General features: G+C 71.9%; 24 protein-coding genes and 1 pseudogene. 11 read left to right on the forward strand and 14 right to left on the reverse strand.

All coding sequences use genetic code 11. From position 1 onward, the window contains the following. The first annotated feature begins 105 nt into the window (after positions 1–105). Positions 106–1,278 (forward strand): serine hydrolase domain-containing protein, encoded by a 1,173-nt coding sequence (locus MQV74_RS04450; protein WP_242714701.1) that lies wholly within the window; start codon positions 106–108, stop codon positions 1,276–1,278. A 166-nt stretch (positions 1,279–1,444) separates the two neighbouring features. On the opposite strand, the gene MQV74_RS04455 is transcribed toward MQV74_RS04450, so the two are convergent. From MQV74_RS04455 to MQV74_RS04465, 3 genes are all read right to left on the reverse strand, one after another. After that, complete coding sequence (locus MQV74_RS04455) at positions 1,445–2,368, reverse strand: endo-beta-N-acetylglucosaminidase H (RefSeq protein WP_242714702.1); 924 nt, start codon at positions 2,366–2,368, stop codon at positions 1,445–1,447. Positions 2,369–2,874: 506 nt separating this feature from the next. After that, positions 2,875–4,053 (reverse strand): acyl-CoA dehydrogenase family protein, encoded by a 1,179-nt coding sequence (locus MQV74_RS04460; RefSeq protein ID WP_242714703.1) that lies wholly within the window; start codon positions 4,051–4,053, stop codon positions 2,875–2,877. Positions 4,054–4,218: 165 nt separating this feature from the next. After that, positions 4,219–4,980, reverse strand: a complete 762-nt coding sequence (locus MQV74_RS04465; RefSeq protein WP_242714704.1) for a MerR family transcriptional regulator — start codon at positions 4,978–4,980, stop codon at positions 4,219–4,221. A gap of 196 nt (positions 4,981–5,176) precedes the next feature. On the opposite strand from MQV74_RS04465, the gene MQV74_RS04470 reads away from it, so the two are divergent. Both MQV74_RS04470 and MQV74_RS04475 read left to right on the forward strand, forming a co-directional pair. Further along, positions 5,177–5,980 carry an SDR family oxidoreductase gene (locus MQV74_RS04470; protein WP_242714705.1) on the forward strand — a complete coding sequence of 268 codons (804 nt, stop codon included), beginning with the start codon at positions 5,177–5,179 and terminating at the stop codon, positions 5,978–5,980. 346 nt (positions 5,981–6,326) lie between these two features. Further along, positions 6,327–7,061, forward strand: a complete 735-nt coding sequence (locus tag MQV74_RS04475) for a dienelactone hydrolase family protein (protein WP_242714706.1) — start codon at positions 6,327–6,329, stop codon at positions 7,059–7,061. Between the two features lie 17 nt (positions 7,062–7,078). Here the strand turns inward: MQV74_RS04475 and MQV74_RS04480 are convergent, their stop codons facing one another. Both MQV74_RS04480 and MQV74_RS04485 read right to left on the reverse strand, forming a co-directional pair. Next, the gene (locus MQV74_RS04480; protein WP_242714707.1) at positions 7,079–7,630 is read right to left on the reverse strand and encodes a type 1 glutamine amidotransferase domain-containing protein; all 552 of its coding nucleotides are present in this window, start codon (positions 7,628–7,630) and stop codon (positions 7,079–7,081) included. A gap of 56 nt (positions 7,631–7,686) precedes the next feature. Then, a complete protein-coding gene (locus tag MQV74_RS04485) occupies positions 7,687–8,247 on the reverse strand; it encodes a Dps family protein (protein ID WP_242714708.1) in 561 nt (186 codons plus the stop codon). A 221-nt stretch (positions 8,248–8,468) separates the two neighbouring features. Here MQV74_RS04485 and MQV74_RS04490 point away from each other — a divergent pair, with 221 nt between their 5' ends. Further along, entirely contained in the window at positions 8,469–8,882 is a 414-nt protein-coding gene (locus tag MQV74_RS04490; protein ID WP_278194084.1) for a DUF5133 domain-containing protein, read from the forward strand. Between the two features lie 187 nt (positions 8,883–9,069). On the opposite strand, the gene MQV74_RS04495 is transcribed toward MQV74_RS04490, so the two are convergent. Further along, entirely contained in the window at positions 9,070–9,243 is a 174-nt protein-coding gene (locus MQV74_RS04495; protein WP_138957916.1) for a CsbD family protein, read from the reverse strand. Positions 9,244–9,412: 169 nt separating this feature from the next. On the opposite strand from MQV74_RS04495, the gene MQV74_RS04500 reads away from it, so the two are divergent. Together MQV74_RS04500 and MQV74_RS04505 are read left to right on the forward strand one after the other, a co-directional pair. After that, complete coding sequence (locus MQV74_RS04500) at positions 9,413–9,583, forward strand: hydrophobic protein (protein WP_138957917.1); 171 nt, start codon at positions 9,413–9,415, stop codon at positions 9,581–9,583. Between the two features lie 280 nt (positions 9,584–9,863). Further along, positions 9,864–10,322: pseudogene (locus MQV74_RS04505) on the forward strand (SRPBCC family protein); the annotation flags it as partial. Between the two features lie 268 nt (positions 10,323–10,590). Here MQV74_RS04505 and MQV74_RS04515 read toward each other — a convergent pair. Continuing rightward, positions 10,591–10,932 (reverse strand): ANTAR domain-containing protein, encoded by a 342-nt coding sequence (locus MQV74_RS04515; RefSeq protein WP_242714710.1) that lies wholly within the window; start codon positions 10,930–10,932, stop codon positions 10,591–10,593. A gap of 300 nt (positions 10,933–11,232) precedes the next feature. Between MQV74_RS04515 and MQV74_RS04520 the strand changes: the two genes are divergently transcribed. Beyond that, entirely contained in the window at positions 11,233–12,189 is a 957-nt protein-coding gene (locus MQV74_RS04520; RefSeq protein WP_242714711.1) for a helix-turn-helix domain-containing protein, read from the forward strand. Positions 12,190–12,247: 58 nt separating this feature from the next. Here the strand turns inward: MQV74_RS04520 and MQV74_RS04525 are convergent, their stop codons facing one another. Together MQV74_RS04525 and MQV74_RS04530 are read right to left on the reverse strand one after the other, a co-directional pair. Continuing rightward, on the reverse strand, positions 12,248–12,868 hold the full coding sequence (locus MQV74_RS04525; protein WP_242714712.1) for a hypothetical protein: 621 nt from the start codon (positions 12,866–12,868) through the stop codon (positions 12,248–12,250). Positions 12,869–13,034: 166 nt separating this feature from the next. Further along, on the reverse strand, positions 13,035–13,424 hold the full coding sequence (locus tag MQV74_RS04530; protein WP_242714713.1) for a VOC family protein: 390 nt from the start codon (positions 13,422–13,424) through the stop codon (positions 13,035–13,037). Between the two features lie 221 nt (positions 13,425–13,645). On the opposite strand from MQV74_RS04530, the gene MQV74_RS04535 reads away from it, so the two are divergent. Continuing rightward, positions 13,646–14,542, forward strand: coding sequence for a LysR family transcriptional regulator (locus MQV74_RS04535; RefSeq protein ID WP_242714714.1), 897 nt, complete (start codon positions 13,646–13,648; stop codon positions 14,540–14,542). Positions 14,543–14,590: 48 nt separating this feature from the next. On the opposite strand, the gene MQV74_RS04540 is transcribed toward MQV74_RS04535, so the two are convergent. After that, positions 14,591–15,193: a TetR/AcrR family transcriptional regulator gene (locus MQV74_RS04540; protein ID WP_242714715.1), complete on the reverse strand. Its 603-nt coding sequence runs from the start codon at positions 15,191–15,193 to the stop codon at positions 14,591–14,593. A gap of 127 nt (positions 15,194–15,320) precedes the next feature. On the opposite strand from MQV74_RS04540, the gene MQV74_RS04545 reads away from it, so the two are divergent. Then, a complete protein-coding gene (locus tag MQV74_RS04545) occupies positions 15,321–16,772 on the forward strand; it encodes an amidase (protein WP_242714716.1) in 1,452 nt (483 codons plus the stop codon). A 43-nt stretch (positions 16,773–16,815) separates the two neighbouring features. Here MQV74_RS04545 and MQV74_RS04550 read toward each other — a convergent pair whose 3' ends face one another. Both MQV74_RS04550 and MQV74_RS04555 read right to left on the reverse strand, forming a co-directional pair. Then, the gene (locus tag MQV74_RS04550) at positions 16,816–17,685 is read right to left on the reverse strand and encodes a 4Fe-4S domain-containing protein (protein ID WP_242714717.1); all 870 of its coding nucleotides are present in this window, start codon (positions 17,683–17,685) and stop codon (positions 16,816–16,818) included. 177 nt (positions 17,686–17,862) lie between these two features. Then, positions 17,863–18,924, reverse strand: coding sequence for an alkene reductase (locus tag MQV74_RS04555; protein ID WP_242714718.1), 1,062 nt, complete (start codon positions 18,922–18,924; stop codon positions 17,863–17,865). Between the two features lie 115 nt (positions 18,925–19,039). On the opposite strand from MQV74_RS04555, the gene MQV74_RS04560 reads away from it, so the two are divergent. Beyond that, positions 19,040–19,411: a MerR family transcriptional regulator gene (locus MQV74_RS04560; RefSeq protein WP_242714719.1), complete on the forward strand. Its 372-nt coding sequence runs from the start codon at positions 19,040–19,042 to the stop codon at positions 19,409–19,411. 65 nt (positions 19,412–19,476) lie between these two features. Here MQV74_RS04560 and MQV74_RS04565 read toward each other — a convergent pair whose 3' ends face one another. After that, positions 19,477–20,355 carry a cupin domain-containing protein gene (locus tag MQV74_RS04565; RefSeq protein ID WP_242714720.1) on the reverse strand — a complete coding sequence of 293 codons (879 nt, stop codon included), beginning with the start codon at positions 20,353–20,355 and terminating at the stop codon, positions 19,477–19,479. Positions 20,356–20,425: 70 nt separating this feature from the next. Here MQV74_RS04565 and MQV74_RS04570 point away from each other — a divergent pair, with 70 nt between their 5' ends. Beyond that, positions 20,426–21,058: a TetR/AcrR family transcriptional regulator gene (locus MQV74_RS04570; RefSeq protein ID WP_242714721.1), complete on the forward strand. Its 633-nt coding sequence runs from the start codon at positions 20,426–20,428 to the stop codon at positions 21,056–21,058. Between the two features lie 305 nt (positions 21,059–21,363). Here the strand turns inward: MQV74_RS04570 and MQV74_RS04575 are convergent, their stop codons facing one another. After that, the gene (locus MQV74_RS04575) at positions 21,364–21,735 is read right to left on the reverse strand and encodes a winged helix-turn-helix transcriptional regulator (RefSeq protein WP_242714722.1); all 372 of its coding nucleotides are present in this window, start codon (positions 21,733–21,735) and stop codon (positions 21,364–21,366) included. Positions 21,736–21,759: the final 24 nt, after the last annotated feature.

Here is a 21,759-nt window from a genome sequence, read left to right on the forward strand (position 1 = left end):
CTCGGTACACAAGCGGCCCTCGCGCACCTCGGGGAGTGACACCTCCGGGGCGCCTCCCGGGTCGCAGGAGTACGGACGTGCGCAGACGACCGTGAGGAGTACGCAATGGCGTTACGGAAGAGCACGAAGGCCGGCGTGGTGGGGGTCGTGGCGGCCGCCCTTGCGGCCACCGCCTTCGTGGCACCCGCCCAGGCGAGACCCGACGGGCCGGGCCCGGCGGCCGGGCACGAGGCCACGCAGCGCGCGATGGACGCGGCCGTGCGCGCGGGCATCCCCGGCGTCACGGCCCAGGCCCGCGACGGCCGCGGCGTCTGGAAGGCGGCGTCGGGCGTCGGCGATCTGACGTCGGGCAAGCCGCGCGGCAAGAACGACAAGTTCCGCGCGGGCAGCATCACCAAGGCGTTCGTGGCGACGGTCCTGCTCCAGCTGGAGTCCGAGGGGAAGCTCAGCATCGACGACACCGTCGAGCGCCACCTGCCGGGCCTCGTGCGCGGCAACGGCAACGACGGCCGCAAGATCACCCTCCGGCAGCTGCTCAACCACACCAGCGGCCTGTTCGACTACCTGGCCGACCCCGAGTACAGCAGGACGTACATGGAGGGCGACGGCTACCTCACCCACCGGTACGACACGCTGCCGCCCAAGAAGCACGTGCGCATCGCGCTGTCCCACGAGCCCCTGTTCAAGCCCGGCGCCCGGCACTCGTACTCCAACACGAACTACATCCTGGCCGGGCTGATCATCGAGAAGACCACCGGCAGGACGTACGAGAGGGAGGTCCGCGACCGCATCATCGAGCCGCTGGGCCTGAAGCACACCTCCAACCCCGGCAACAGCATCCACCTGCCCCGGCCCAGCAGCCGCGGCTACTCCAAGCTGTTCCCGGCGGCGCCCGACCGGATCGACGACATCACCGAGATGAACGGCTCGCAGGGCTGGGCCGACGGAGACATCATCTCCACCGCGGGCGACCTGAACCGGTTCTACCGCGGCCTGCTGCGCGGCAAGCTCCTGCCGCCGAAGCAGCTGAAGGAGATGAAGACCACCGTCGCCACCTCGGGGTCGTCGTACACGCGGTACGGCCTCGGCATCTCCCGCCTCAGGACGAGCTGCGGCACGACGCTGTGGGGCCACGGCGGCGGCATGATCGGCTGGCTCTCCATGGTCGTGTCCACGGCGGACGGCAGCCATCAGCTCGCCTACAACTTCAACGCGGACTGGGACACGGCACAGATGCCGAAGATCGTCGACGCCGAGTTCTGCGGTACGTCACGCTGAGACACCCGGGGCCGGACCGCGGTGGAGCGTCCGGCCCCGGGCACGCGGCGCCTCCGACATCGTTGTCGAAGGCGCGGCGTGCACGGTCTCGGCCTACGGGACGCGGGATGCCCCGAGGGAGCACCGCAGGCCGGGGCGAGCGGTCGCCTTACGGCGCGTGGTCGCCTCAGGGCGTGTAGACGGCGTCACTGCCGTACAGCTCCCTGGTGAACGCGGAGACCTCGGCGCTGCGGTCGGTGCCGTTGAGGTTGTACGTCAGATAGACGCCGTACCCCTCACTGACGGTGCGGCGGGCGAGCGCGGCGGACGTGCTCTGCGAGGTCCGGCCGATCTCGACGGCAGCGGGCGAAAGCTTCGCCTTGGGCAGGGCGATGCCGGGGACCTGCCAACTGCCGTAGTACGGGTTCCAGGCGTAGTCGAACTTGGAGGAGACGTTGACGCCGCCGTAGGACAGGCGCGAGGCCGACGGGCCGATGTTGTAGAGGCTGATGATCTTGTTCGGCATGTTCGCGCGCAGCGCCGTCACCAGGTGCACGAAGGAACTGGCGTTGGGCTGGCCGGTTCCGTTGTTGCCGTACTCGGCGTACTCGTCGTCGAAGTCGATGCCGTCGAGGCCGTACTTGGTGACGGTGTCCGACAGCTGCTTCGCGAAGGCCGAAGCCGCCTGCTGGGACGGGAAGTTGGCGAAGCCCGCGCCCTGGTGGTTGCCCAGCACCGAGAGGACGACCTTGATGCCCTTCTGCTGCAACGGCCGTATCTGCGTGGCGGCGTTGTCGAGGACGCGCTGCACGTTCTCGTTGAAGTGCAGATACGCCGCCTTCTTGCCCGTGTCGTAGTTGATGTTCGCCGCGAAGATCACGGCCACGTCGAAGACGTTGGCGCCGCCCTTGGCGAGGGTGTACTTGCCGACGTTCAGCATGCTGTTGTCGTTCACCTCGACGTACGCCACCGAGGTCGGCCCCTGTTTCGCCGGAGCCGGAGCGGGGGCCGCCGCCGCGCCGGTCGAGGTGGTCGCACCGAAGGCGAGGGCCGCGACTGCCGAGAGCGCGAGCGCGGCCACCCGCACTCTGCTCCGTACCAATGTGAACATCGTTGATCGGTCTCCCATCGCATGGGTCGGCGCCCGACCTGTTCGAAAGCGCCGAGTGAGCGCTCCGAGTTTTCCGCGCTGGTGACCGAATCCCAAGATTCGCACGCAATCTCTTCACGACTCCCACGCATCTCATGCCACAGATCGACACGCGTGAGCCAGGGGGCCCTGAGCGACCCTCTGCCCTCTGGGGCCCTGCCCCGGCCCCGGCCCCGGCCCCGGCCCCGGATCAACTGATCGCCCATGGAGGCGAATCCCCAGGTGGACGGGCAGCGCCGGTCCCTCGCCACCACCTGTCCGATCTCGGTGCTGCCCTACGCCTGGTGGAAACGGAACTCCAGCGGTCTTGTGCGTCGTGGCATCGAGCCGTACGACGCGCTCGTACCGATCGGCCCCGAGGAAGCCCAGCGCGCGGCGGGTCGTGCAACTCCACGCCGACCGGCCCTTGTCGTCGAGGGCGTGGACGGTTGCGGGCGACGGACAGTTCCGCCCGCCCCGCCCCGGGGTCAGGTCAGGTCGAGGAAGCTCCACCGGGCGTCCGGCTGGGCCCCGCTCAGCCACTTGCCGCAGTTCTGGAGCACGACCGGGCTCGACGTGATGTGCTGCGTGCCCGTCCCGAGGTCGCGCAGGAAACGGTCGACGGGGCCACGGCGGATCGCCGCCGAACCCGCCCAGCGGTGCACGGTGCGGCCCACCTCGTACACGGTCGAAGTCGTGTGGTTCAGGACGAGGCGGATCAGGGTGTCCTGCTCCGTGGCCGGCAACTCACCCCGGTCCAGGGTCTCTTCGACGTCCCGCCAGACGTCGTACACCCAGGCCCGGGCCGCCCGGAGTCCGGCCTCCGCCGACGCGTACTCGGCGTGGAACTGGGAGGTGTCGACCGCCGCGCCCCGCGAGCCGGTCCGCGCCGCGGCGACCCGCTTCAGCTCGTCCAGGAGCCGCCGCCCGACACCGAGGGCCCAGCCCGTGTGTCCGATCGCCGACATGTTGACCAGGCCGAGGCGGTACAGGGCGCCGCCGTTCACCGGGGTGTCCGTGGTGGCGGCGTAGGTGTACTCGTGCGGCACGTACACGTCGTCGCAGTGGTAGTCGACGCTGTAGGTCGCGCGCAGCCCGAGCACGTCCCAGTTGCCGTCCAGGGTCACCTGCGACTTCGGCATCGCGAGGACCCGCAGCTCACCGGTGCCCTCGACCAGGATCGCGCTGTGGATGTGCGTGGCGTGCGCCATCCCGGAGGCGAACTGCCACTGGCCGCTGACCCGGTAGCCGCCCTCCACGGGGACGGCCCGGCCGGGGCGGGTGCCGTGCCCGGAGAGCAGCGCGTACGTGCCGTGCGGCACGTCGGGGAACAGCTCGGCCGCCGCGTCCGCGGCGAGGTACGCCGCGGTGGTCCCGGTCATCATCTGCAGCGCGAACATGGTCCACCCGGCCGCGGCGTCGTGGTAACTCGCCCGCTCCGCCACCTCGATCAGCTGCCGCGGCGCGAACTCGTATCCGCCGAGGCTCAGCGGGAGCTCGGCCCGTACGATCCCGGTGCCGAGGAGCGCCCGCGCCGTGTCCTCCGGCAGCCTCCCCAACTCCTCGGCCGCGTGGGCCCGTTCGTCGAGCATCCCGCCGAGCGCGTCGATCCGCTCCAGCACCTCCGCCAGTTCCGCACCGACATGCAGCTGCCCCTCGCCCGCCATGACACCCCTCTCCTCGTGGCCTGGATCCCGATCGTCCCACGTGCGTCTCCCGCACCGTCGGGCGACCCGGTCGGACAGCTCCAACCGCCCTGATGCGTCCGGCCGTTGAGGCCGAGGGCGCAGGGCCGCCGCGCCCCCGTCGCGGCGGCCCCGTCCCGGCTCAGCTCAGCTCAGCCGAGTCGCGGCGTACGCCTCGATGGCGGCCCGCTGGTACGCGGCCAGGCCCGGCGCGATCGCCTCGTACCACGCGTACCAGTGCTCGTTCTCCACGCAGGTCCGTCCGATCGCTCGGTACTCCTCAGCGGTGGCTGCCCTGATCCGCGCCAGGGTCCGGTACTGGGTGTCGATCTCGGCCTGCACCGCTTCGGCGTCGGGGGGCAGGCCGGCGGCCAGCAGCTCGGCGAGGCGGATCATCTGCGCCGTGCGCTCGCGCTCGTCGGCCTCGAGCTCGGCCTCGCTCAGCGCCGCGTTGTGCCGTTCGATGGCCCCGGCCAGCCCGGGTGAACCGTGCAGGGCCTTCATGCACTGGGCGGACCGGATGCCCTCGAACAGGTTCTCCGGACGGGTGATGCTGATCATGTCTGTGCCGTCCTTCCTGGACTGCTCCAGTTCGGTGATCGTGTGGGCGACGGTGCCGGCCAGGGCGTTCAGGCGGTCGCGTTCGGCGAGCAGCCGACGGTGGTGGCCCCGCAGGGCCTCCACCTCGTCGACCTGCGCGGCCAGGATCCGGCCGATCTCGGGCAGCCCCACGCCCAGCGCCCGCAGCACGAGGACCTGCTGCAGCCGCAGCAGGTGACGCTCCTCGTAGTAGCGGTGGCCGTTGGACCCGATCCAGGCCGGCTGCAACAGTCCGATCTCGTCGTAGTGCCGCAGGGTCCGGGCCGTCACACCCGACATCCGGGCGACCTCCGCGATCGACCAGGCCATCGCCGCCTCCCTCACACGTGCTTCACCGGGCCGGAATCTCCGGCCCTGCTCAGGACGGTAGAGGCTTCCGCTGCGGCAGCTTCAAGCCCGGGGCTCACGTCCGCGAGGTACTCGAAGTCCCCCACCACGGCGTCGTACCACGGCGTCGTAGGAAACCGATTGACGCGGTGTTGCCGTTCGTGAACCATTCCGGACCGTGACGACGAACATCGATCAGGACCTGTCGGCCCACGGACGAGGCCCTTCGGCCGACCGCCCGCTCGCCCTGATCACCGGGGTGGGCCGCACCGTCGGGATCGGCGCGGGCATCGCCCGTCGCCTTGCCGCGTCGGGCTGGGACATCGCCTTCACTTACTGGGCCCCTTACGACGACCGCATGAGCTGGGGAAGGGAATCCGGCGCGACCCAAGCAATCAGTCAATCACTGGCCGACCACGGGGCGTCCACCACCGCGATCGAGGCGGATCTCGCCGACCCGGACACCCCGGCGCGCGTCTTCGACGAGGCCGAGCGCCAACTGGGCAGTGTCACCGCGCTGGTGATGAGTCACTGCGAGTCCGTCGACTCCGGGCTGCTCGACACCACCGTCGAGAGTTTCGACCGCCACTTCGCCGTCAACGCACGGGCCACCTGGCTGCTCATCCGCGAGTTCGGCCGCCGCTTCACCGCGGAACGGGGAACCGGCCGGATCGTCAGCCTCACCAGTGATCACACCGTCGGCAACCTGCCCTACGGGGCCAGCAAGGGAGCCGTGGACCGCATCACCCTGGCCGCCGCCCACGAACTCGCCCACCTCGGGGTGACCGCCAACGCGATCAACCCCGGGCCGATCGACACCGGATGGATGCCCGAGGAGGTCAGGGAAGAGTGTGTCCGCAGCACCCCCCTCGGCCGCCTGGGCACTCCGCAGGACACCGCACACCTCGTGGACTTCCTGTGCTCCAAGGAGGGCCAGTGGATCAACGGTCAACTGCTGATGAGCAACGGCGGCATCGCGTAGGGGCGGGCACCGGTCTCCTGGCTCCTTGTCCGGGCGCCGGTCCCGCGCCCCTGGCTTGGTGACCAACCCGTCGGACCAGGGGCCGGAGCCGCCCCCGCCTCGGCGTCGTCGGTGACGTCCGCCCGGGTCACCCCTGGCATCGGCCCTGTTCGGTGGGCTACGTTAGGCCACGATGACTACCGGGACGGCTTCGCGCCACACACGGATTGGTGACCCGGCGCTCCTCTGAGCGCCGTGCGGGCCGGTGGTGGCCCGCTGCGGGAACGAGGACCCGGCTCCGTGGCGCGGGCTCCGCCTCCTGTCGTGTTGATCTCAGCTCGACACGTCAACCACGACAGGAGACTTCATGCCCACCCAGACGCTGCACATCCCCACCGCCGACGGCCGAGCCGACGCCTTCGCCGCCTTCCCCGACGGCGGTGGGCGGCACCCCGGGGTGCTGATGTACCCGGACGGCTTCGGCATCCGGCCCGTGCTGCGGGAGATGGCCCGCGAACTGGCCGGGCACGGGTACTACGTACTCGTCCCCAACTTCCTCTACCGGCACGGCCCGGCGCCGGTGATCGAACTGCCCGCGTACATCGGAGAAGCGGCCCGGCCCGCGGTCTTCGCCCAGCTGATGCCCTTGATCGAGGCGCACACCGTCGACCGTACTGTGCGCGACGCTGACGCTTACCTCCGGTTCCTCACCACCCGGCCCGAGGTCGGCGCCGGGCCGGTCGCGGTGACCGGCTACTGCATCGGCGGTCTGCTGGCCATGCGCACCGCCGTGGCCCACCCCGGCCAGGTGGCCGCCGTCGCCGGATTCCACTGCCCCGCGGGCGCCGACGGGACCGACGGCTTCGCCGCGCTGACCGCGCGGGTGCACCTCGGCCACGCCGAAGGCGACATGACGCCCGAGGCCCTCGGCGAGCTCAACCAAGCCCTGGACGCCGCGGGGGTCGACCACACCTCCGAGATCTACCCCGGCACCGTCCACGGCTTCACCATGTCCGACACCGACGCCTTCGACCCTGCCGCACTACGCCACCACTGGGACCGCCTGCTCCCCCTCCTCGACCGCACCCTGACCAACGGCTGAGGCTCCGGGGACGACGCTCACCCCGCCGCGCCGTCGGTCTTGCCCAGGGCGTCGGTCAGGGCGCGGCAGAAGGCCGGGAGGTCGTCCGGTTTGCGGCTGGTGACCAGGACGTTGGCGCCCGTGGTGCACACCTGCACCTCCTGGTCGACCCACGTGCCGCCCGCGTTGCGGATGTCGGTGCGCAGGCTGGGCCAGGAGGTGAGGGTGCGGCCGCGCACCACGTCGGCCTCGATCAGGGTCCACGGGGCGTGGCAGATCGCCGCGACCGGCTTCCCCGCGGTGAAGAAGTCGTTCACGAACGCCACCGCCTCGTCGTCCAGGCGCAGGGCGTCGGGGTTGGCGACGCCTCCGGGCAGGACCAGGGCCTCGAAGTCGGCGGCGGACGCCTCGGCCACGACCTGGTCGACCGGGAAGGAGTCGGCCTTGTCCAGGTGGTCGAACCCCTGGACGCGGCCCGGCTCGGTCGACAGCAGGACGGGCTCGGCCCCGACGGCCTCGACGGCCCTCCACGGCTCGGTCAGTTCGATCTGCTCCACGCCTTCGGGCGCGGTGAGAAAGGCGACACGCATGGGGGCTCCTCTCGTGGTGGTACTGGTGTGGTCAGCTCGTGGTGGTACTGGTGTGGTCAGCTGTTCCCGGCCGCTTCCGCGGCCTCACGCTCGGTGGCCTTCCCGCCGGTGGCGAGGGTGCCCTGGGCGCTCTCCAGGTGGGCCCGGACGAACCACTGGAACTGGTCCAGGTCCCGCACCTGCTCGATCAGGATGTCCTCCGTGGCCGGATCGAGCTTGCCGACCTCGTCGATGGCGGCGCGATAGGCCTCGATCACGCCGGTGTACACGAGGTCGAGCGCACCCAGATGGGCGATGGCGTCCGCCCGGCCGATGCTGTAGTCGTCCCAGGTGCGCTCGGCCACCAGGGCGCCGGGGGTGCCGTGCGGCACGCCACCGAGGGCGGAGATCCGCTCGGCGACGTCGTCGGCCATGGCGCGGACGCGGTCGACCTGCGGGTCCAGCATCTCGTGCACGGCGATGAAGTGCGGGCCGACGACGTTCCAGTGCACGTGCTTGAGCGTGAGGTGCAGATCGTTCAGCGCGTGCAGACGGATGGCGAGCGCCGCGATGAGCTTGCCGCCGTCCTCGACGCTGATGCCGGGGACGGTGTAGCGCGGAGTGGTCGTACGAGCCATGGTGCGCTCCTCACAGGGGTCGGGCACCGACGCCTCCGGCGCGGGCCGTGGCATCGATACCGGAACTACGGGTACTGGGGGCGACCGGGTCGTCGTCCTCCTCTGGCACGCCTTCCCCCAGCCAGTGACACATAACGTGTGAAATAGCTCAAAGGCCACATAAAGCCATGCCAGCGGGCAGGGCGCAGGACGTAGGGGAAGAAGGGGTGGACACCGTGTTGATGCCGGATCCCAAGACACTGAGAGTCATGCTCGCCCGTTACGCCGACCTGCGCATCGCGGCGCCGCCGACCGAGGCGACCCGGCGTGCCCTGGAAGACGTGAGCTACACGCTGTGCGTGCTGACCGGGGTGACCCGGGTCGACGACGCGCTCGGCGTCGCTGACGCGCTGCTCGCGGAGGCCGGGGGCGGGTCGGGGCGGCCGGGTGCCGCATCGCCCCGGGCCGGGGCGGAACAGGCTCGTCCGGCATCGCCTCGGGCCGGGGCGCCGGGGGTGCCCGGTGCGCGGCCGAGCCGCCGGATGGAGGAGTTCCCGCTCCCCCGGCCCTCCGCCGCCCCCGAGTCGCTTCCGCCCGACGGGCCCGCCGCCGACCCGACGGACGACAGCTCGGGCGACGTGTCGCTGGCCGTCTGATCCGTCCGGGCCGCGGGAGGCGGGAGGCGGGCGCGCGGCGTCCCACCGGAGCCGCGCGCCTCCGGGCCTCACCGGCGGGGTTGGGCCCTCACCGGCGGGTCGGGCCCTCACGGGTGGCAGCCGAGGGTGGCAGCCGACGGGTCGGGCCCTCACGGTGGCATCGGGGCCTGCCGACGGGGTCGGGGCCTCAGCGGCGGAAGGCGTCCTTCGCCTTCTCTTTCGCCTGCCGCAGGTCACCCTTGCCCTGCTCGGCGCGGCCCTCCGCCGTCAGACGCTCGTTGCCCACGGCCCGGCCCGCCGCTTCCTTCAGCTTGCCCTTGGCCTGCTCGACCTTGCCCTTGGCCTTCTCGTCGCCAGCCACAGTGCTCACTCCCGAATATCGACAACAGGTTCATCCGGGCGCCTAACCGGGCTTCCTCACCGTAAACACGTGAAACACGTGCGTCGTGGCAGGCACATCGAAAATGGCCCGGGCAGGCCTGTGTCACGCCGGGGATCGAGGGAACTCGCAGCACTGGAGGTGACGGACCATGGTGCCTTTGTTGCTCGTTCTTCTTATCGCCGTCGTGCTGTTCGGTGCGGGATTCGCCGTGAAATTCCTCTGGCTGCTCGCCGCCCTCGTGCTGCTGGCGTGGGTGCTCGGTTTCATCGTCCGCCCCGCGGGCACCGGTGGACGCAGGAGCCGGTGGTACCGCTGGTGACAGCGGTCGGCGTCACGGGCCCGGCCGCCTCGCGACGGGGCGTCCGGGCCGCCGCGACGGCCTCTGCATGCCGTCCGCCGGAGATGCCGACCGTCGGGGATGCGCCGTGGGCCAATACCCCTTTCCGCGCCCGCAGATGACGCCGCATAGGGCGTCGCATATGACATACGGCCTATGGCTCAAGGTCGTTGAATTGTTCAGCGCCCCGCGAAGACCGGCCGAGCCGAAGTCGCCGACCACGTCCGTGGATTCACCGAGGAGATTCACAGAGGAGGACAGTGTGAGCACGATCAAGGAAACAGTGGACGTACAGGTCCCGCTCAGCAGGGCGTACGACCAGTGGACGCAGTTCGAGGAGTTCCCGAAGTTCATGGAAGGCGTCGACGAGGTCCGGCAGATCGACGACGTACACAACCACTGGACCACGAGCATCGGCGGCGTACGGCGCGAGTTCGACACGGAGATCGTCGACCAGATGCCGGACGACCGGATCACCTGGCGGACCATCGGCGGTGACACCCGGCAGCAGGGCTCCGTGCGCTTCCGTCAACTCGACGCGACGCGTACCCGCGTGGAGCTGGTCATGGACGTCGAGCCCACCGGTGTCGCGGAGAAGGGCGCGGACGCGCTGGGCATGATCGAGCGACGCGTGAAGGGCGATCTGCACCGGTTCAAGGACCACGTCGAGCGCTCCGGGGAGAGCGGCGCCTGGCGCGGCCGCGTCCGGCCGGGCGACCCCGGTCCCACCGCCGGACCCGGCCCCGTCCCTGGTCCCGGCCCCGTCCCTGGTCCCGGCCCCGGCGCCGGACCTGGCCCCGTCCCTGGCACCGGACCCAGCCCCGGCCCCGGTATGCCTCTCTGATCCGACACGGCCCGAGCCGTCGTGTCCGACGGACCCCCGCGAGAACGGGCAGGCACCGCCGCGAGTGGCGGTGCCTGCCCGGGCCCGTTCGGACACTCGGCTTCGGTGACTCGGCGCGAAGCACCCGTGCTTCAACGCAGGGTCTTCAACGCAGGGCGCGCGTGTTCCTCACCCGCGGCCGGACGCGCCCGCCCGCCGGCACCCGGCGCCTGACCGCCGCCCCCATCGCCACGCGCACCTGCTCCGGGAGCCCTCCGCCGCGCGGCCAGCGCACGACGTGTTCCGCGACCTCCCGCAGCTTGGTGTTGGTGTTCTGGGAGACGTCCCGCAGGACCTCCCAGGCAGTCTCCGGTCGCACTCCGCTCCAGGCCATCACGACACCGATGGCCTGGTCGACGACCGCGTGCGAGTCGACCGCACGCTGGAGCTGCGCGATCTCCTCCTGGAGAGCGGCGACTCTGCCCGCGCGTTCTTCGTCTTCTGGCATCGTGAGCGGAACTCCCTGGTGAGACGGCCATGACGGTCACTGTCACGCCTGCCCGCGATCGGCGCCGGTGAAGGTGCGCACAGCGAACACTTGCCGCGCCGCCTGTCCAGAAAGCGCAATGCCGGACGGGGTACCGGCTCAGCCGCCCCCGCGCGACACGTAACGTCCTTCGAGCAGCCCGGTTCCCCACGGCGTGCCCTTCTCGCCCGAGCGCGGCCGCCGGGCGACAGGCGACGGGCGGCGACCGACAGGGAGCACGGCGGCCCGAGCCCGCCCGCTCCCCCACCCGGAGGTGACGCCGTGAGTTCGGAGACGTTCGAGAGCGATGACCTGGGGGTGACGGAGGACTTCCTCTGCCGCGCCTACGCCAGGATGCGCATCGGCAGCGGAACGCCCGAGGCGAGCCACGCGCGCATCCACCGCGACAGCACCGCGTCGGTCAGCGTGGACGAGCTGGACCTGAACTTCGACATGTCCTACTCCGTGACCCCGCTGGGCAGGATCTGTCTGTGCGTCGTCCACGAGGGCACCGTCCGCGACCATGCCTTCCACGGCGTCCGGGACGACTTCGGCCCCGGAGACGTCGTACTGTTCGCGCCCCCGGACCTGCCGTACGCGGGCCGCATCTGCAGTGCCCGCTACAACATCACGATGCTCGACCCCGGCCTGCTCGACCAGGTCGCGGCCACCGCGGGACGAGCGCTCGGCGAGCCCGTGCGGCTGACCCGGCACAGACCCCCGTCGGCCGCCGCGGCCGCCTTCCTCAAGAAGACCATCGTTCATCTGCGCGACGACATCCTGGGCGACCCGGACGTCGCGGCGCAGCCCCTGGTCGTCGCGGCCGGCCAGCAACTCCTGGCCGCGAGCGTCCTGGCGGCCTTCCCCAACACCGCGAGCACCGACCCCACCGCCCAGGACCGCACGGACGCGCACTCCGCCACCCTGAGGCGTGCCGTCGCCTACATCGACGACCACGCGGACCAGCCCCTGACGGTCGCCGAGGTCGCTGCCGCCGCCCACGTGACGATCCGCACCCTGCAGTACGCCTTCCGCCGTCACCTGGACACCACCCCACTCACCTATCTCCGCCGGGCCCGCCTCGCGCACGCGCACCGCGACCTGCTGAACGCCTCGCCGCAGGGCGGCGCCACCGTCGGAGGCATCGCCGCCCGCTGGGGCTTCCCGCACCCGGGCCGCTTCGCCGCGCTCTACCGGTCGGTGTACGGCACCAGTCCCTCCCGCACCCTGCGCACCTGAGGGCCCACGCACGGCGGCCCCCGCCGGCGGTCGCCGAGGGGGGCCGCGGGGGCCGGGGTCAGTAGAGCTTGTTCACGGCCTTCTTGGCAGTGGTCTTGAAGCCGCTGACCGGCGCGTGCGACAGGTCGCCGAGCTGGCCCCAGCGCACGAGCGTCACCGTGCGCCCGTCGCGGCCCACCGCGAAGAGGTTGGCGTCCGAGGCCCCCGAGTTCCACGCGGTGTGCAGGCCGTAGACGTGGACGCCCTCCTCGACGTCCAGCTTGCCGTAGTACTTCTGCTTCGCCTTGACGTCCGGGTGCTCCCGCTCCAGGCGCGCGGCGCAGTCGTCGAGCTTCTTGCGCAGGAGCCCGGCGAACTCCTTGGCCCGCTGGGTGCTCCGCTCCACCACGGTCACCTGGACGGCGTTGGTGTCGAGGTCGGTCCAGAAGGTGCGGTGCACCGACGTCGACGGCAGCGCCTCGCCCGCGCACACCGGCAGGGCGTCGGGCTGGCCCGCGGTCACCCGCCCGGCGTGCCACGCCGACGAGGGGTGCGGCGGCAGTTCACCGGCGCTGAGGAAGCGCGGCTCCCCACCGCCGGACGGGGCCGCGGCGGCGGGTGCCGCCACGGCCGCGGCCGTGGCGGCCACGCACAGGCCGACCGTCATCGCGGCCAGGGCACCTCGGTTACGCATGCTCATTCGTCTCCCCCAACTCCCGCTGTTTCCGTGCCGATCGGCACTTCCACCCCGTTCGACCCGTCAGGGCCGCAGGACGTTGCACGACTGATCGTCACAGCCTCGTCGCGTATGTCACCGGACGGAAACAGGAGTTCGGGCGCACCGGAGGCCGGGTCCGCAGGGGTGCTCAGGCGTCCTGCTCGTACCAGCGCAGCTCCACGGTGTTGCCGTCGGGGTCCTTCACATAGAGGGAGAGGCCGGTGCCCCGGGCGCCGAAGCGCTTGCCGGGGCCGTCCACCACGGTGAAGACGCCAGAGTCGATGACCTCCTGCCAGTCGAGCGGCTCGACCGCCAGGCAGATGTGGTCGACGTTGGCCCCGCGCGACTCCCCGTCGGGTCCCTTGAAGAGGTCGATGATGGTCGTGGGGCTCACCCGCACGGAGGGGAAGGAGACCTTGCCGGCGCGCCACTCCTCCACGCGCACCGGTTCGAGCCCCAGCGGGCCGGTGTAGAAGGCCAGCGAACGCTCGACGTCGGTGACGTTCAGGACGATGTGGTCGAGGGCGATCACGCGCATGGTGGTCTCCGCTGGATCGGGGCGCCGGGGCGCCGGTGGTGGTCGTACGGCGGGACCGGTGCGCCCGGCCCCCGCAGGATCCGGCCGGGACCGGGCGGTGGCTCGTCGGTGATGCGTCACCGACCGCCGTGCCCCGCCGCTGACTTCATGATCACCCGGCGGATATCCATTAGTCCAACACATGCTTGTCATGGATATCCATCGTGATTCACGCTGGGTCCATGGATCTCCAGCAGATGCGCTACGTCCTGGCGGTGGCGGAGACCGCGAGCTTCACGCGCGCCGCCGAGCGGTGCCACGTCGTCCAGTCCGCACTCAGCCACCAGGTGGCCCGGCTGGAGAAGGAACTGGGCGCCCGGCTCTTCGAACGGACCAGCCGCCGGGTGCGGCTCACCGCCGCCGGGGAGGCGTTCCTGCCCGCGGCGCGCCAGGCCCTGGAGGCGGCCGAGCGGGCCCGCGCGGAGGTGGCGGCGGCCAGCGGCGAGGTGCGGGGCAAGCTGACCGTGGGGGCGATCCCCACGGTGACGGCGGTGGACCTCCCGGCGACGCTGCGGGACTACCGTCGGCGCTATCCCCAGGTGCGCATCACCCTGCGCGCCGGCTCCAGCGAGCAGCTCGTCGAGCGGGTGCGCGACGGGCAGTTGGACGCGGCGTTCCTCGGTGTGCGGCCCGACTTCCGGCCGCGGGGCGTCCACGACCGGGAGCTCGCGCACGGGCGGCACGTCGCCGTGGTCGCCCCCGACCATCCGCTCGCCGCGCACCGCGAGGTGGATCTGCGCCGGCTCGCCGACGAGGCCTTCGTCGACTTCGCCGAGGGCAGCGCCGCCCGCGCCCAGTCGGACCGGGCCTTCGCGGCGGCGGGGCTGCGGCGCGAGGTGGCCTTCGAGGTGTCCGGCGTCGAGCTGATGGCGCCCATGGTCCGCCAGGGCCTCGGCGTCGCCCTGCTGCCCGGGGCGTTCGCGGCCGGACTCCACGGTCTGCGGAGCGTGCTGGTCACCGACGGCCCGGTGCGGGTGGAGCGCCTCATCTGGAGCCGCTCCACCCCGACACCTGCCGCGTCCGCGTTCCTCGCCCTGCTGGGCATCGGCGACGGGGAGGGCCCTGCCGGGCATCGGTGACGGGGAGGCCGCACCGCCTCCCCACGGAAGCAGTCCGCGCCCGGGCCGTCAGCGCGGTACGGCCACGCTGCCCACGATCCTCTCGACGATCCTCATCAGCCGGTCCCCCGCCTGGCCGACGCTTCCGTTCTGCGTGCTGACCTGTGCGCCTTCGAGTACGAAGGTGATCTCGGCCGCGGCCTGTTCGGGGTCGGACAGACCGGCCCGCGCGCACATGCCGACCAGCCTGCGCAGCTGGTGGGCCTTGTGCTGCTCGATCACCTGCCGTGCGGGGTGGGAGCGGTCGGGCAGTTCGGCGAGGGAGTTGATGAACGGGCAGCCCCGGTGCGAGAGGGCGGGCAGGCCGTCGGCGATGAAGCGGGCCAGGCCGAGGATCTGCTCCCCCGGCCGGTCCGGGTGCTCGGCCTCGACGCGGTCGAAGGCCGCCTGGTAATCGGCGGCGAGGATCCGCAGCCACTCCGCGACGAGCGCGTCCTTGGTGTCGAAGTGCCGGTAGATCGCCATCTTGGTGGTCCCGGCCCGCTCGGCGATCGCCTGGACGCCCACCCGCAGGATCCCCTCGCTCTGGAAGAGCTCCTCCGCCGCGTCGAGGATGCGCTCGCGCGGCGGCAGTTTCGCCACCCTGTCCGGCCTGCTGGCGGTCGATGCCATGACTTCTCCGTGACGTCCGAACGGTCGGGGGGTTCCCGCCTCCTGTTACGGTACCTCTCAGTTCCAGGCGATACCGTTCGGTATCGCGTGGGACTCAACGGTACTGTTCGTTCTGCTGGGAGTGACAGTGAGAGTCAGCGAGTACGTGAACTTCGACGCGGTCGGGCTCGCGGAGCTGGTGGCCGCGGGCGAGGTGACCCCCGCCGAACTGGAGGCGGCCGCACACGAGGCCGCGGGAGCGGTCAATCCGCGGATCAACGCCATCGTGGAGACGTGGCCGACCGACGACGGGCCCCGCCCCGGCAGCGCGCCGCTGGCCGGGGTCCCCTTCCTGATCAAGGACATCGGCGTCGCCATGGCCGGGAGGCGGATGGAGCTGGGCAGCCGCCTCGCCGCGGGCAACGTGTCCGGGGCCGACTCGGCGCTGATGCGCCGCTTCCGCCGCGCCGGCCTCATGACGTTCGGGCGCACGACGACGCCGGAGCTGGCCTACAGCATGGCGACGGAGCCGGTGCTGTACGGCGCGACCCGCAACCCGTGGGATCCGGAGCGGAGCGCGGGCGGCTCCAGCGGGGGCGCGGGCGCGGCCGTCGCCGCCGGGGTGGTGCCGATGGCGCACGCCACCGACGCCGCGGGATCGCTGCGCGTACCAGCCGCGCACAACGGCCTTTTCGGGCTCAAGCCCACCCGTGGCCGGGTCTCCATGGGGCCGGACGCCGACGAGATGTTCAACGGCCTGGTGGTGCACGGCAGCGTCAGCCGCACCGTGCGCGACAGCGCGGCCCTGCTCGACCTGATCCGCGGCCCGGAGCCGGGCGACCCCTACTTCGCGCAGGAGCCGCCCCGGCCGTACGCGGAGGAGGTCACCCGGCCCCCGGGCACCTTGCGGATCGGCGTCCTCACGCAGGCGTGGGGCGGCCGCCGCACCACGGCGCCGGTGGCCGCCGCCCTCTCCCGCACCGTCCTGCTGCTGGAGTCGCTCGGGCACGAGGTGACGGAGGCCGAGGTCGGTCTCGGGGTCGGCCAGGAGGAGTTCCTCCTGGCCACCACCCGTCTGATCACGGCGAACCTCGCGGTCCTGGTCGACGGGCTCGCCGCCGCCCTCGGCAGGCCCGTCGACTCCTCGACCCTCGAACCGGTGACCCTCGCCGGTTACCACTACGGGCAGCGCGTCAGCGGCACCCAGTTCGCCACCGCTTTCGAGGTGCGCAACCGGGTCGCCCGCAGCCTGGCACGGTCCTTCGACGCGTACGACGTACTGCTCACTCCGACCCTGCCGGAGCTGCCGATGCGGCTGGGGACCTTCGCCGAAGGCGCGCAGGAGCTCGACGGCCTCGGCTGGATCGGCCGCCTCAACGAACGCTCGCCGTTCACCATGCCGTTCAACGTGGCGGGCACGCCCGCCATGTCCGTACCGGTGACGGCCGACCCCGGGACGGGGCTGCCGATCGGCCTGCAGTTCGCCGCCGGTTACGGGCGCGAGGGCCTCCTCTTCCGCCTGGCCGGACAGCTCGAACAGGCCAGTCCGTGGGCGGGCCGCACCCCGACGGTGTGGGCGGGGGACCCTACGGGCTCCTGAGGAACACCCGTGGGGGCCCGCCCAATCGGGCCGGGCCGCCCTCTCACCAGCGGACGGCCGTGAAGTCGATGGGCTGCGGGCGCAACTGGCGTACGCGTTCGGTCAGGAGGCCGAGGCGGCGGGACATCTCGTCGGCCGGGAGGCGGCGGCGGTCCCCGTGCCCCGGCAGCACCCACTCGAACCGCAGGCGCCCGGCGGTCCGCGCCAAGGAGGCGGCCAGCTCCTCGATGGAGTACCAGGTCACGCTCTCCGCGACCTCCAGGTCACCCGTGCCGCGCGACCAGTAGAAGCTGTCACCGCTGAAGCAGTACCGGTCGTCGGCGAGGTAGAGCACGCTGCCCCGGGTGTGACCGGGCAGCGGGTGGACGGTGACGCCCGCGCCGATCTCCACGGGTTCGACGCCGCGGATGACCTGGTCCGCGTCCGGGGCCGCGTCGAGGTCGCCCTCGTGGATCCACAGCCGGGCCCCGAAGTGGTCGGCGTAGCGGCGGCCGTGCGCGGCGTGGTCGCGGTGGGTGAGCAGCACGTCGGTGACGGGGCCCCAGGCCGTGCAGCGTTCGGCCAGGTCGCGGCTCCAGCGGGGTGTGTCGATCAGCATGGCGGTGCCGGACGGCCGCCGGAGCAGATAGGAGTTGGCCCCGGCGGTCCGGGTCGCGTTGTGGCCGCAGATCAGGACGCCGTCGTCGAGCGCCATCGGGAAGGGGTCGAGCGCCCGGTCCGGCTGCCCGGACGCCGGACGGATCGACCGGGTGGGGCAGGCGAAGACGGCGGCGTGTAAGCGCCGGTTCTCCGCCGCGTCGCGCGGCGGCCGCAGGATCCGCGACTTCCCGTCGGCCTCGTCGATCAGGTCGGGCGCGAACTGCCGCGCGACATCGCAGTTGGTGCAGCGGTCGTCCACGTACCATCCGTCCACGACGGGCTCCTTCGCGGGAAGAGGGCCCGGGCAGAGGGTTCCGCCCGGGTGCTCTTCCAGGAATATCCCGCCCGTGAACGGAACCGGTAGGCCGTGCCGACCTTGTGTTTCGGGCCGCATGGCCTTCTGACGGCCCGCCGAATCCGGAGCAATCGTGTCGTAGCGGTCAGGCGGTCGTCAGTCGAGGTAGCCGGAGTCCCCTCCCTGGAACCACAGTTCCCGGTCGAGGGTGCGCAGCGGCGCGCCGGTGCGGAAGCGCTCGACGAGGTCGGGGTTGCCCAGGTAGGCACGGCCGTAGCTGACCAGGTCCGCGCCCCGGGCCAGCCAGTCCTCACCCTGCGCCCGGGTGCTTTCGTCCGGGCCGATCTGGCCGCCGGGGTTGATGACGAAGGCGGTCGGCCAGCTCTTGCGCAGGCCGATCAGGACGTCGTCGGGCGCGGTCGCCAGGACGTGGACGTAGGCGAGCCCGAGCGGGGCGAGGGCGTCGAACAGCGCGGCGTACAGGTCCGGCACGTCGTCCTCGACGACGTCCCAGACCTGGCCGCCGGGGGACAGGCGGATGCCGACGCGCTCGGCGCCGATGGCGTCGGCGGTCGCCTCGACGGCCTCCACGGCGAAGCGGATGCGGCCCGCGACGGAGCCGCCGTACGCGTCGGTGCGGCGGTTGGCGTTGGACGACAGGAACTGCTGGATCAAGTAGCCGTTGGCGCCGTGCAGTTCGACGCCGTCGAAGCCCGCGGCCACGGCGCGGCGGGCCGCGTCCGCGTACGCCGCCGCCTCTCCCCCGACCTCCTTCAGCGTCAGGGCGCGCGGCACGGGCGCGGGCTTGCGGACGTCCGCCCCGCCGAATCCGACGAACACCTCGCCGCGCATCGCCACCGCCGAGGGCCCCACGGGGTGTTGCCCGGCGACGTCCGGGTGTCCCACGCGGCCGCCGTGCATGATCTGGGCGAAGATGCGCCCGCCGTTGGTGTGCACCGCGGAGGTGACGGGGCGCCAGGCGGCCACCTGGGCCTCGTTGTACAGGCCGGGCGTGTTCGGGTTCGACTGACCGAGCAGGCTCGGCTGGACGCCTTCGCTGACGAGGAGTCCCGCGGTGGCGCGCCGGGCGTAGTAGGCGGCGGTCGACGCCGTCGGCAGCCCGTCCGCGCCCGCCCTCGCCCGGGTCATGGGGGCCATCACGATGCGGTTCGGCAGGGCGAGTTCACCGAGGCGGAATCCCTCGAAAAGGCTGGTCATGGTGGTGCCTCTCAGGCCGCGGGAGCGCGGGCCGGGGTATCCGGCCCGTTCGTCGGCTACGCTAAAACCTGACATTGACGTCAGGGGCAAGGTGAGAGAGGCCACAGGGGGCCACATGCGCATCGGCGAACTCGCGACCCGCACCGGCGTGAGCGTGCGATCACTGCGGTACTACGAGGAACAGGGCCTGCTCAGCGCCCAGCGCAGCCCGAGCGGCCAGCGGCACTACGGCGCCCGTGCCGTGGACCGCGTCCAGCTGATCCAGCAGTTGTACGGCGCGGGGCTGCCGAGCAAGTCGATCCGCGAGGTCCTGCCGTGCGCGGCCACGGGCGAGGCGACACCGGAGCTGATCACGTGGCTCGCGGGCGAGCGCGACCGGATCGACCAGCGGATCGATGACCTCCAGGACACCCGGGACCGCCTCGACGACATCATCTCCACGGCGACCACCGCGCTGCGCACCGGGCGGCCCTGCGCGGTGTCGTGACCTAGCGTCAGGCCCCGGCCGCCCGGACCGCGCGTTCCCGGTGAGGGCCGACCGTCCCCAGGGAGTCACTCCTCGTAGGTGATCCCGTGCGGGGCCGCGACGCGGTTGAGCGCCGCCGCGTCGAGCCTGCCGCCGGCTCCGACCTGAGCACTGGCCTCGATCGTGGCCTCGACGAAGCGCTCCCAGCCGCCGGGCGCCGAGATCTGGAGCACCCTGGGCGGCGGCGCCGAGCCCGGCCGCAAGGCGTGCGGGACACCGTGCGGCAGCAGGACGAACTGCCCCTCGGCAGCGGTGTGCACGCGGCCGTCGTACGCGACGGCCAGCTCACCTTCGAGTACGTAGATGGCCTCGTCGGCCTCGTGGTGGACGTGCCGGGGTATGTCCTGGGCGACGACGACCTCCAGGAGCGAGAAGCGACCCTCGGTGTCCTCCGTGCGCGCCTTCACGCAGAACGCGGGCGGCACCGCGACGCGTCCGGGGCGCGCCTGCCCCCGGTCCAGGACGACGAACCGGTCCGGGTCGCCGGGCCCCTCGGCCCCACCACCGAGGTGCGTCGGCGCCTCCCCCGGCACCGGCGCGCGCAGGAACTCCTCCCGCACCCCCGGCGCTATGAGATACAGCGCGCGCACCGGCGCGGCGGACAGGCCGTGCACGCGGTGACGCACCCCGCGCGGCAGCAGGGCGCACATGCCGGGGGCGATCCGGTGCGTGACCCCGTCGCGGTCGACGCCCAGCTCCCCTTCCAGGACGTGGACGAAGACATCGCACGCCTCGTGGACGTACGACGGTACGGGATGTTCGCCCCGGCTCTCCAGCAGGGTGAACCGGCCTTCGGTGTCGGCCGCGTCGGCCTTGACCAGGAGTGACGGCGGCGAGGGCGGCGGTGGGGTGCGGCTGGGGCGGGACGCGTCGGCATCGAGCAGAATGAAGCGATTCTTGGACATGCGATACCCTTCCAAACGGAATCGGATTCCGCTTCCGATTCGGTTCGACTATGTAGAGGACCCCGCCCTCATGTCAACCCCGCCCCGGCGCCCGCGCGCCGACGCCGGACGCAACCGAACCCGCGTACTGGAAGCCGCCGTTGCGCTCTTCACCGAGCGCGGCGCGGAGGTACAGATGGCCGAGGTGGCGAAGACCGCCGGTGTCGGCGTCGGCACCGTCTACCGGCACTTCCCCACCCGGCAGGCCCTCATCGAGGCGGTCGCCGAGCAGCGCTTCGTGGAGATCCTCGCGTTCGCGCGGACCGCGTGCCCGTCGGCTCCGACCGCGCGTGCGGCCCTGAAGAGCCTCATGCTCCACATCGGCCGGGTCCACGAGCAGGGCCGCACGCTCTCGCTCGTGATCGAGTCGGCGCTGGGCGCCACGTCGCCGCGCGGCCAGGTCGGCGCCGAACTCCAGGACGTCGCCACCGAGATCCTCGACCGGGGCAGGGAGGACGGCACCCTCCGCGCCGACGCCACGTTCGGTGACCTCTACATGATCGTGGGCGCGCTCGCGGCGGTGGCCCGCGCGGATCTGGGCGACTGGAAGCGGTTCGTCGACATCACGTTGACCGGCCTCGAACCGCAGGCGCCACCGGGACCGGGCGCCGCTCGGGCGACAGAGCAACCCCCTTCTCAAGCAGGGCCGTTGAGCAGCCGTTGACCGGTTGCCCATGGCCAACTGGCCTACTGGGCGGGTCAGTTCTCCGTTCGCGGCCCTGGAGGTCCCTCATGCTCAGGCAGGCAGTTCGATTAGCGGTCGGCTTGGCGGCGGCCTTGGCGCTCAGCGCCCTGGGCACATCCGCCTCCGCGGCCCCGGCCCCCCGCGCCGCGGCGGAGGCCACGAGCCCGGTGACACCCATGGGCTGCTCCAGCAGCCCGCTGGGCTGCACGTGACAGGCCACCCGCACTCCGGCAGGGCCTCCTCAGGCCAGGCCGGGCACGGCCTCGTGGACGGCCGTTGCCGTGCTACTCCGTGGTGCGTGGCGGCAGCTGCTCGGTGATCCGGTCGAACAGGTCCGTCAGCGGCTCGCTGATGTCCTTGCCGAACTCGGTCAGCCCGTAGGTGACTTGGGGCGGGGTCGTCGGCTCGACCTCTCGCCAGACCAGGCCGTCCTGGACCAGCGCGCGCAAGGTCTGCGCGAGCATCTTCTCGCTGATGCCCTGGATGCTGTCGCGCAGCTCGTAGAAGCGAAGGCTGTTGCTCCGCAAGGAGATCAGTACCCAGATGCCCCACTTGCTGGTCACGTGGTCGACCACGTCACGCGCGGGGCAGTCGGTGTGAAACACCTCATACCGAGGCCCCGCGTCGACCGGTGTCACCTGCGCGCCTTCTCTCATATCCGGAGCTTACCTCCGGGTATG

Origin of the sequence: Streptomyces sp. AN091965 (genome assembly GCF_022698285.1) — a bacterium.
Classification (GTDB): Bacteria; Actinomycetota; Actinomycetes; order Streptomycetales; family Streptomycetaceae; genus Streptomyces.

Bases quoted from the DNA above. Each gene is read 5' to 3' on its own strand.
- MQV74_RS04555 (WP_242714718.1), bottom strand. From the start codon at position 18,924: ATGACCAGCCTTTTCGAGGGATTCCGCCTCGGTGAACTCGCCCTGCCG.
- MQV74_RS04570 (WP_242714721.1), top strand. From the start codon at position 20,426: ATGTCAACCCCGCCCCGGCGCCCGCGCGCCGACGCCGGACGCAACCGA.
- MQV74_RS04575 (WP_242714722.1), bottom strand. From the start codon at position 21,735: ATGAGAGAAGGCGCGCAGGTGACACCGGTCGACGCGGGGCCTCGGTAT.
- MQV74_RS04530 (WP_242714713.1), bottom strand. From the start codon at position 13,424: ATGCGCGTGATCGCCCTCGACCACATCGTCCTGAACGTCACCGACGTC.
- MQV74_RS04450 (WP_242714701.1), top strand. From the start codon at position 106: ATGGCGTTACGGAAGAGCACGAAGGCCGGCGTGGTGGGGGTCGTGGCG.
- MQV74_RS04525 (WP_242714712.1), bottom strand. From the start codon at position 12,868: ATGAGCATGCGTAACCGAGGTGCCCTGGCCGCGATGACGGTCGGCCTG.
- MQV74_RS04535 (WP_242714714.1), top strand. From the start codon at position 13,646: ATGGATCTCCAGCAGATGCGCTACGTCCTGGCGGTGGCGGAGACCGCG.
- MQV74_RS04500 (WP_138957917.1), top strand. From the start codon at position 9,413: ATGGTGCCTTTGTTGCTCGTTCTTCTTATCGCCGTCGTGCTGTTCGGT.
- MQV74_RS04565 (WP_242714720.1), bottom strand. From the start codon at position 20,355: ATGTCCAAGAATCGCTTCATTCTGCTCGATGCCGACGCGTCCCGCCCC.
- MQV74_RS04465 (WP_242714704.1), bottom strand. From the start codon at position 4,980: ATGGCCTGGTCGATCGCGGAGGTCGCCCGGATGTCGGGTGTGACGGCC.
- MQV74_RS04460 (WP_242714703.1), bottom strand. From the start codon at position 4,053: ATGGCGGGCGAGGGGCAGCTGCATGTCGGTGCGGAACTGGCGGAGGTG.
- MQV74_RS04540 (WP_242714715.1), bottom strand. From the start codon at position 15,193: ATGGCATCGACCGCCAGCAGGCCGGACAGGGTGGCGAAACTGCCGCCG.
- MQV74_RS04560 (WP_242714719.1), top strand. From the start codon at position 19,040: ATGCGCATCGGCGAACTCGCGACCCGCACCGGCGTGAGCGTGCGATCA.
- MQV74_RS04455 (WP_242714702.1), bottom strand. From the start codon at position 2,368: ATGTTCACATTGGTACGGAGCAGAGTGCGGGTGGCCGCGCTCGCGCTC.
- MQV74_RS04475 (WP_242714706.1), top strand. From the start codon at position 6,327: ATGCCCACCCAGACGCTGCACATCCCCACCGCCGACGGCCGAGCCGAC.
- MQV74_RS04515 (WP_242714710.1), bottom strand. From the start codon at position 10,932: ATGCCAGAAGACGAAGAACGCGCGGGCAGAGTCGCCGCTCTCCAGGAG.
- MQV74_RS04490 (WP_278194084.1), top strand. From the start codon at position 8,469: ATGCCGGATCCCAAGACACTGAGAGTCATGCTCGCCCGTTACGCCGAC.
- MQV74_RS04485 (WP_242714708.1), bottom strand. From the start codon at position 8,247: ATGGCTCGTACGACCACTCCGCGCTACACCGTCCCCGGCATCAGCGTC.
- MQV74_RS04480 (WP_242714707.1), bottom strand. From the start codon at position 7,630: ATGCGTGTCGCCTTTCTCACCGCGCCCGAAGGCGTGGAGCAGATCGAA.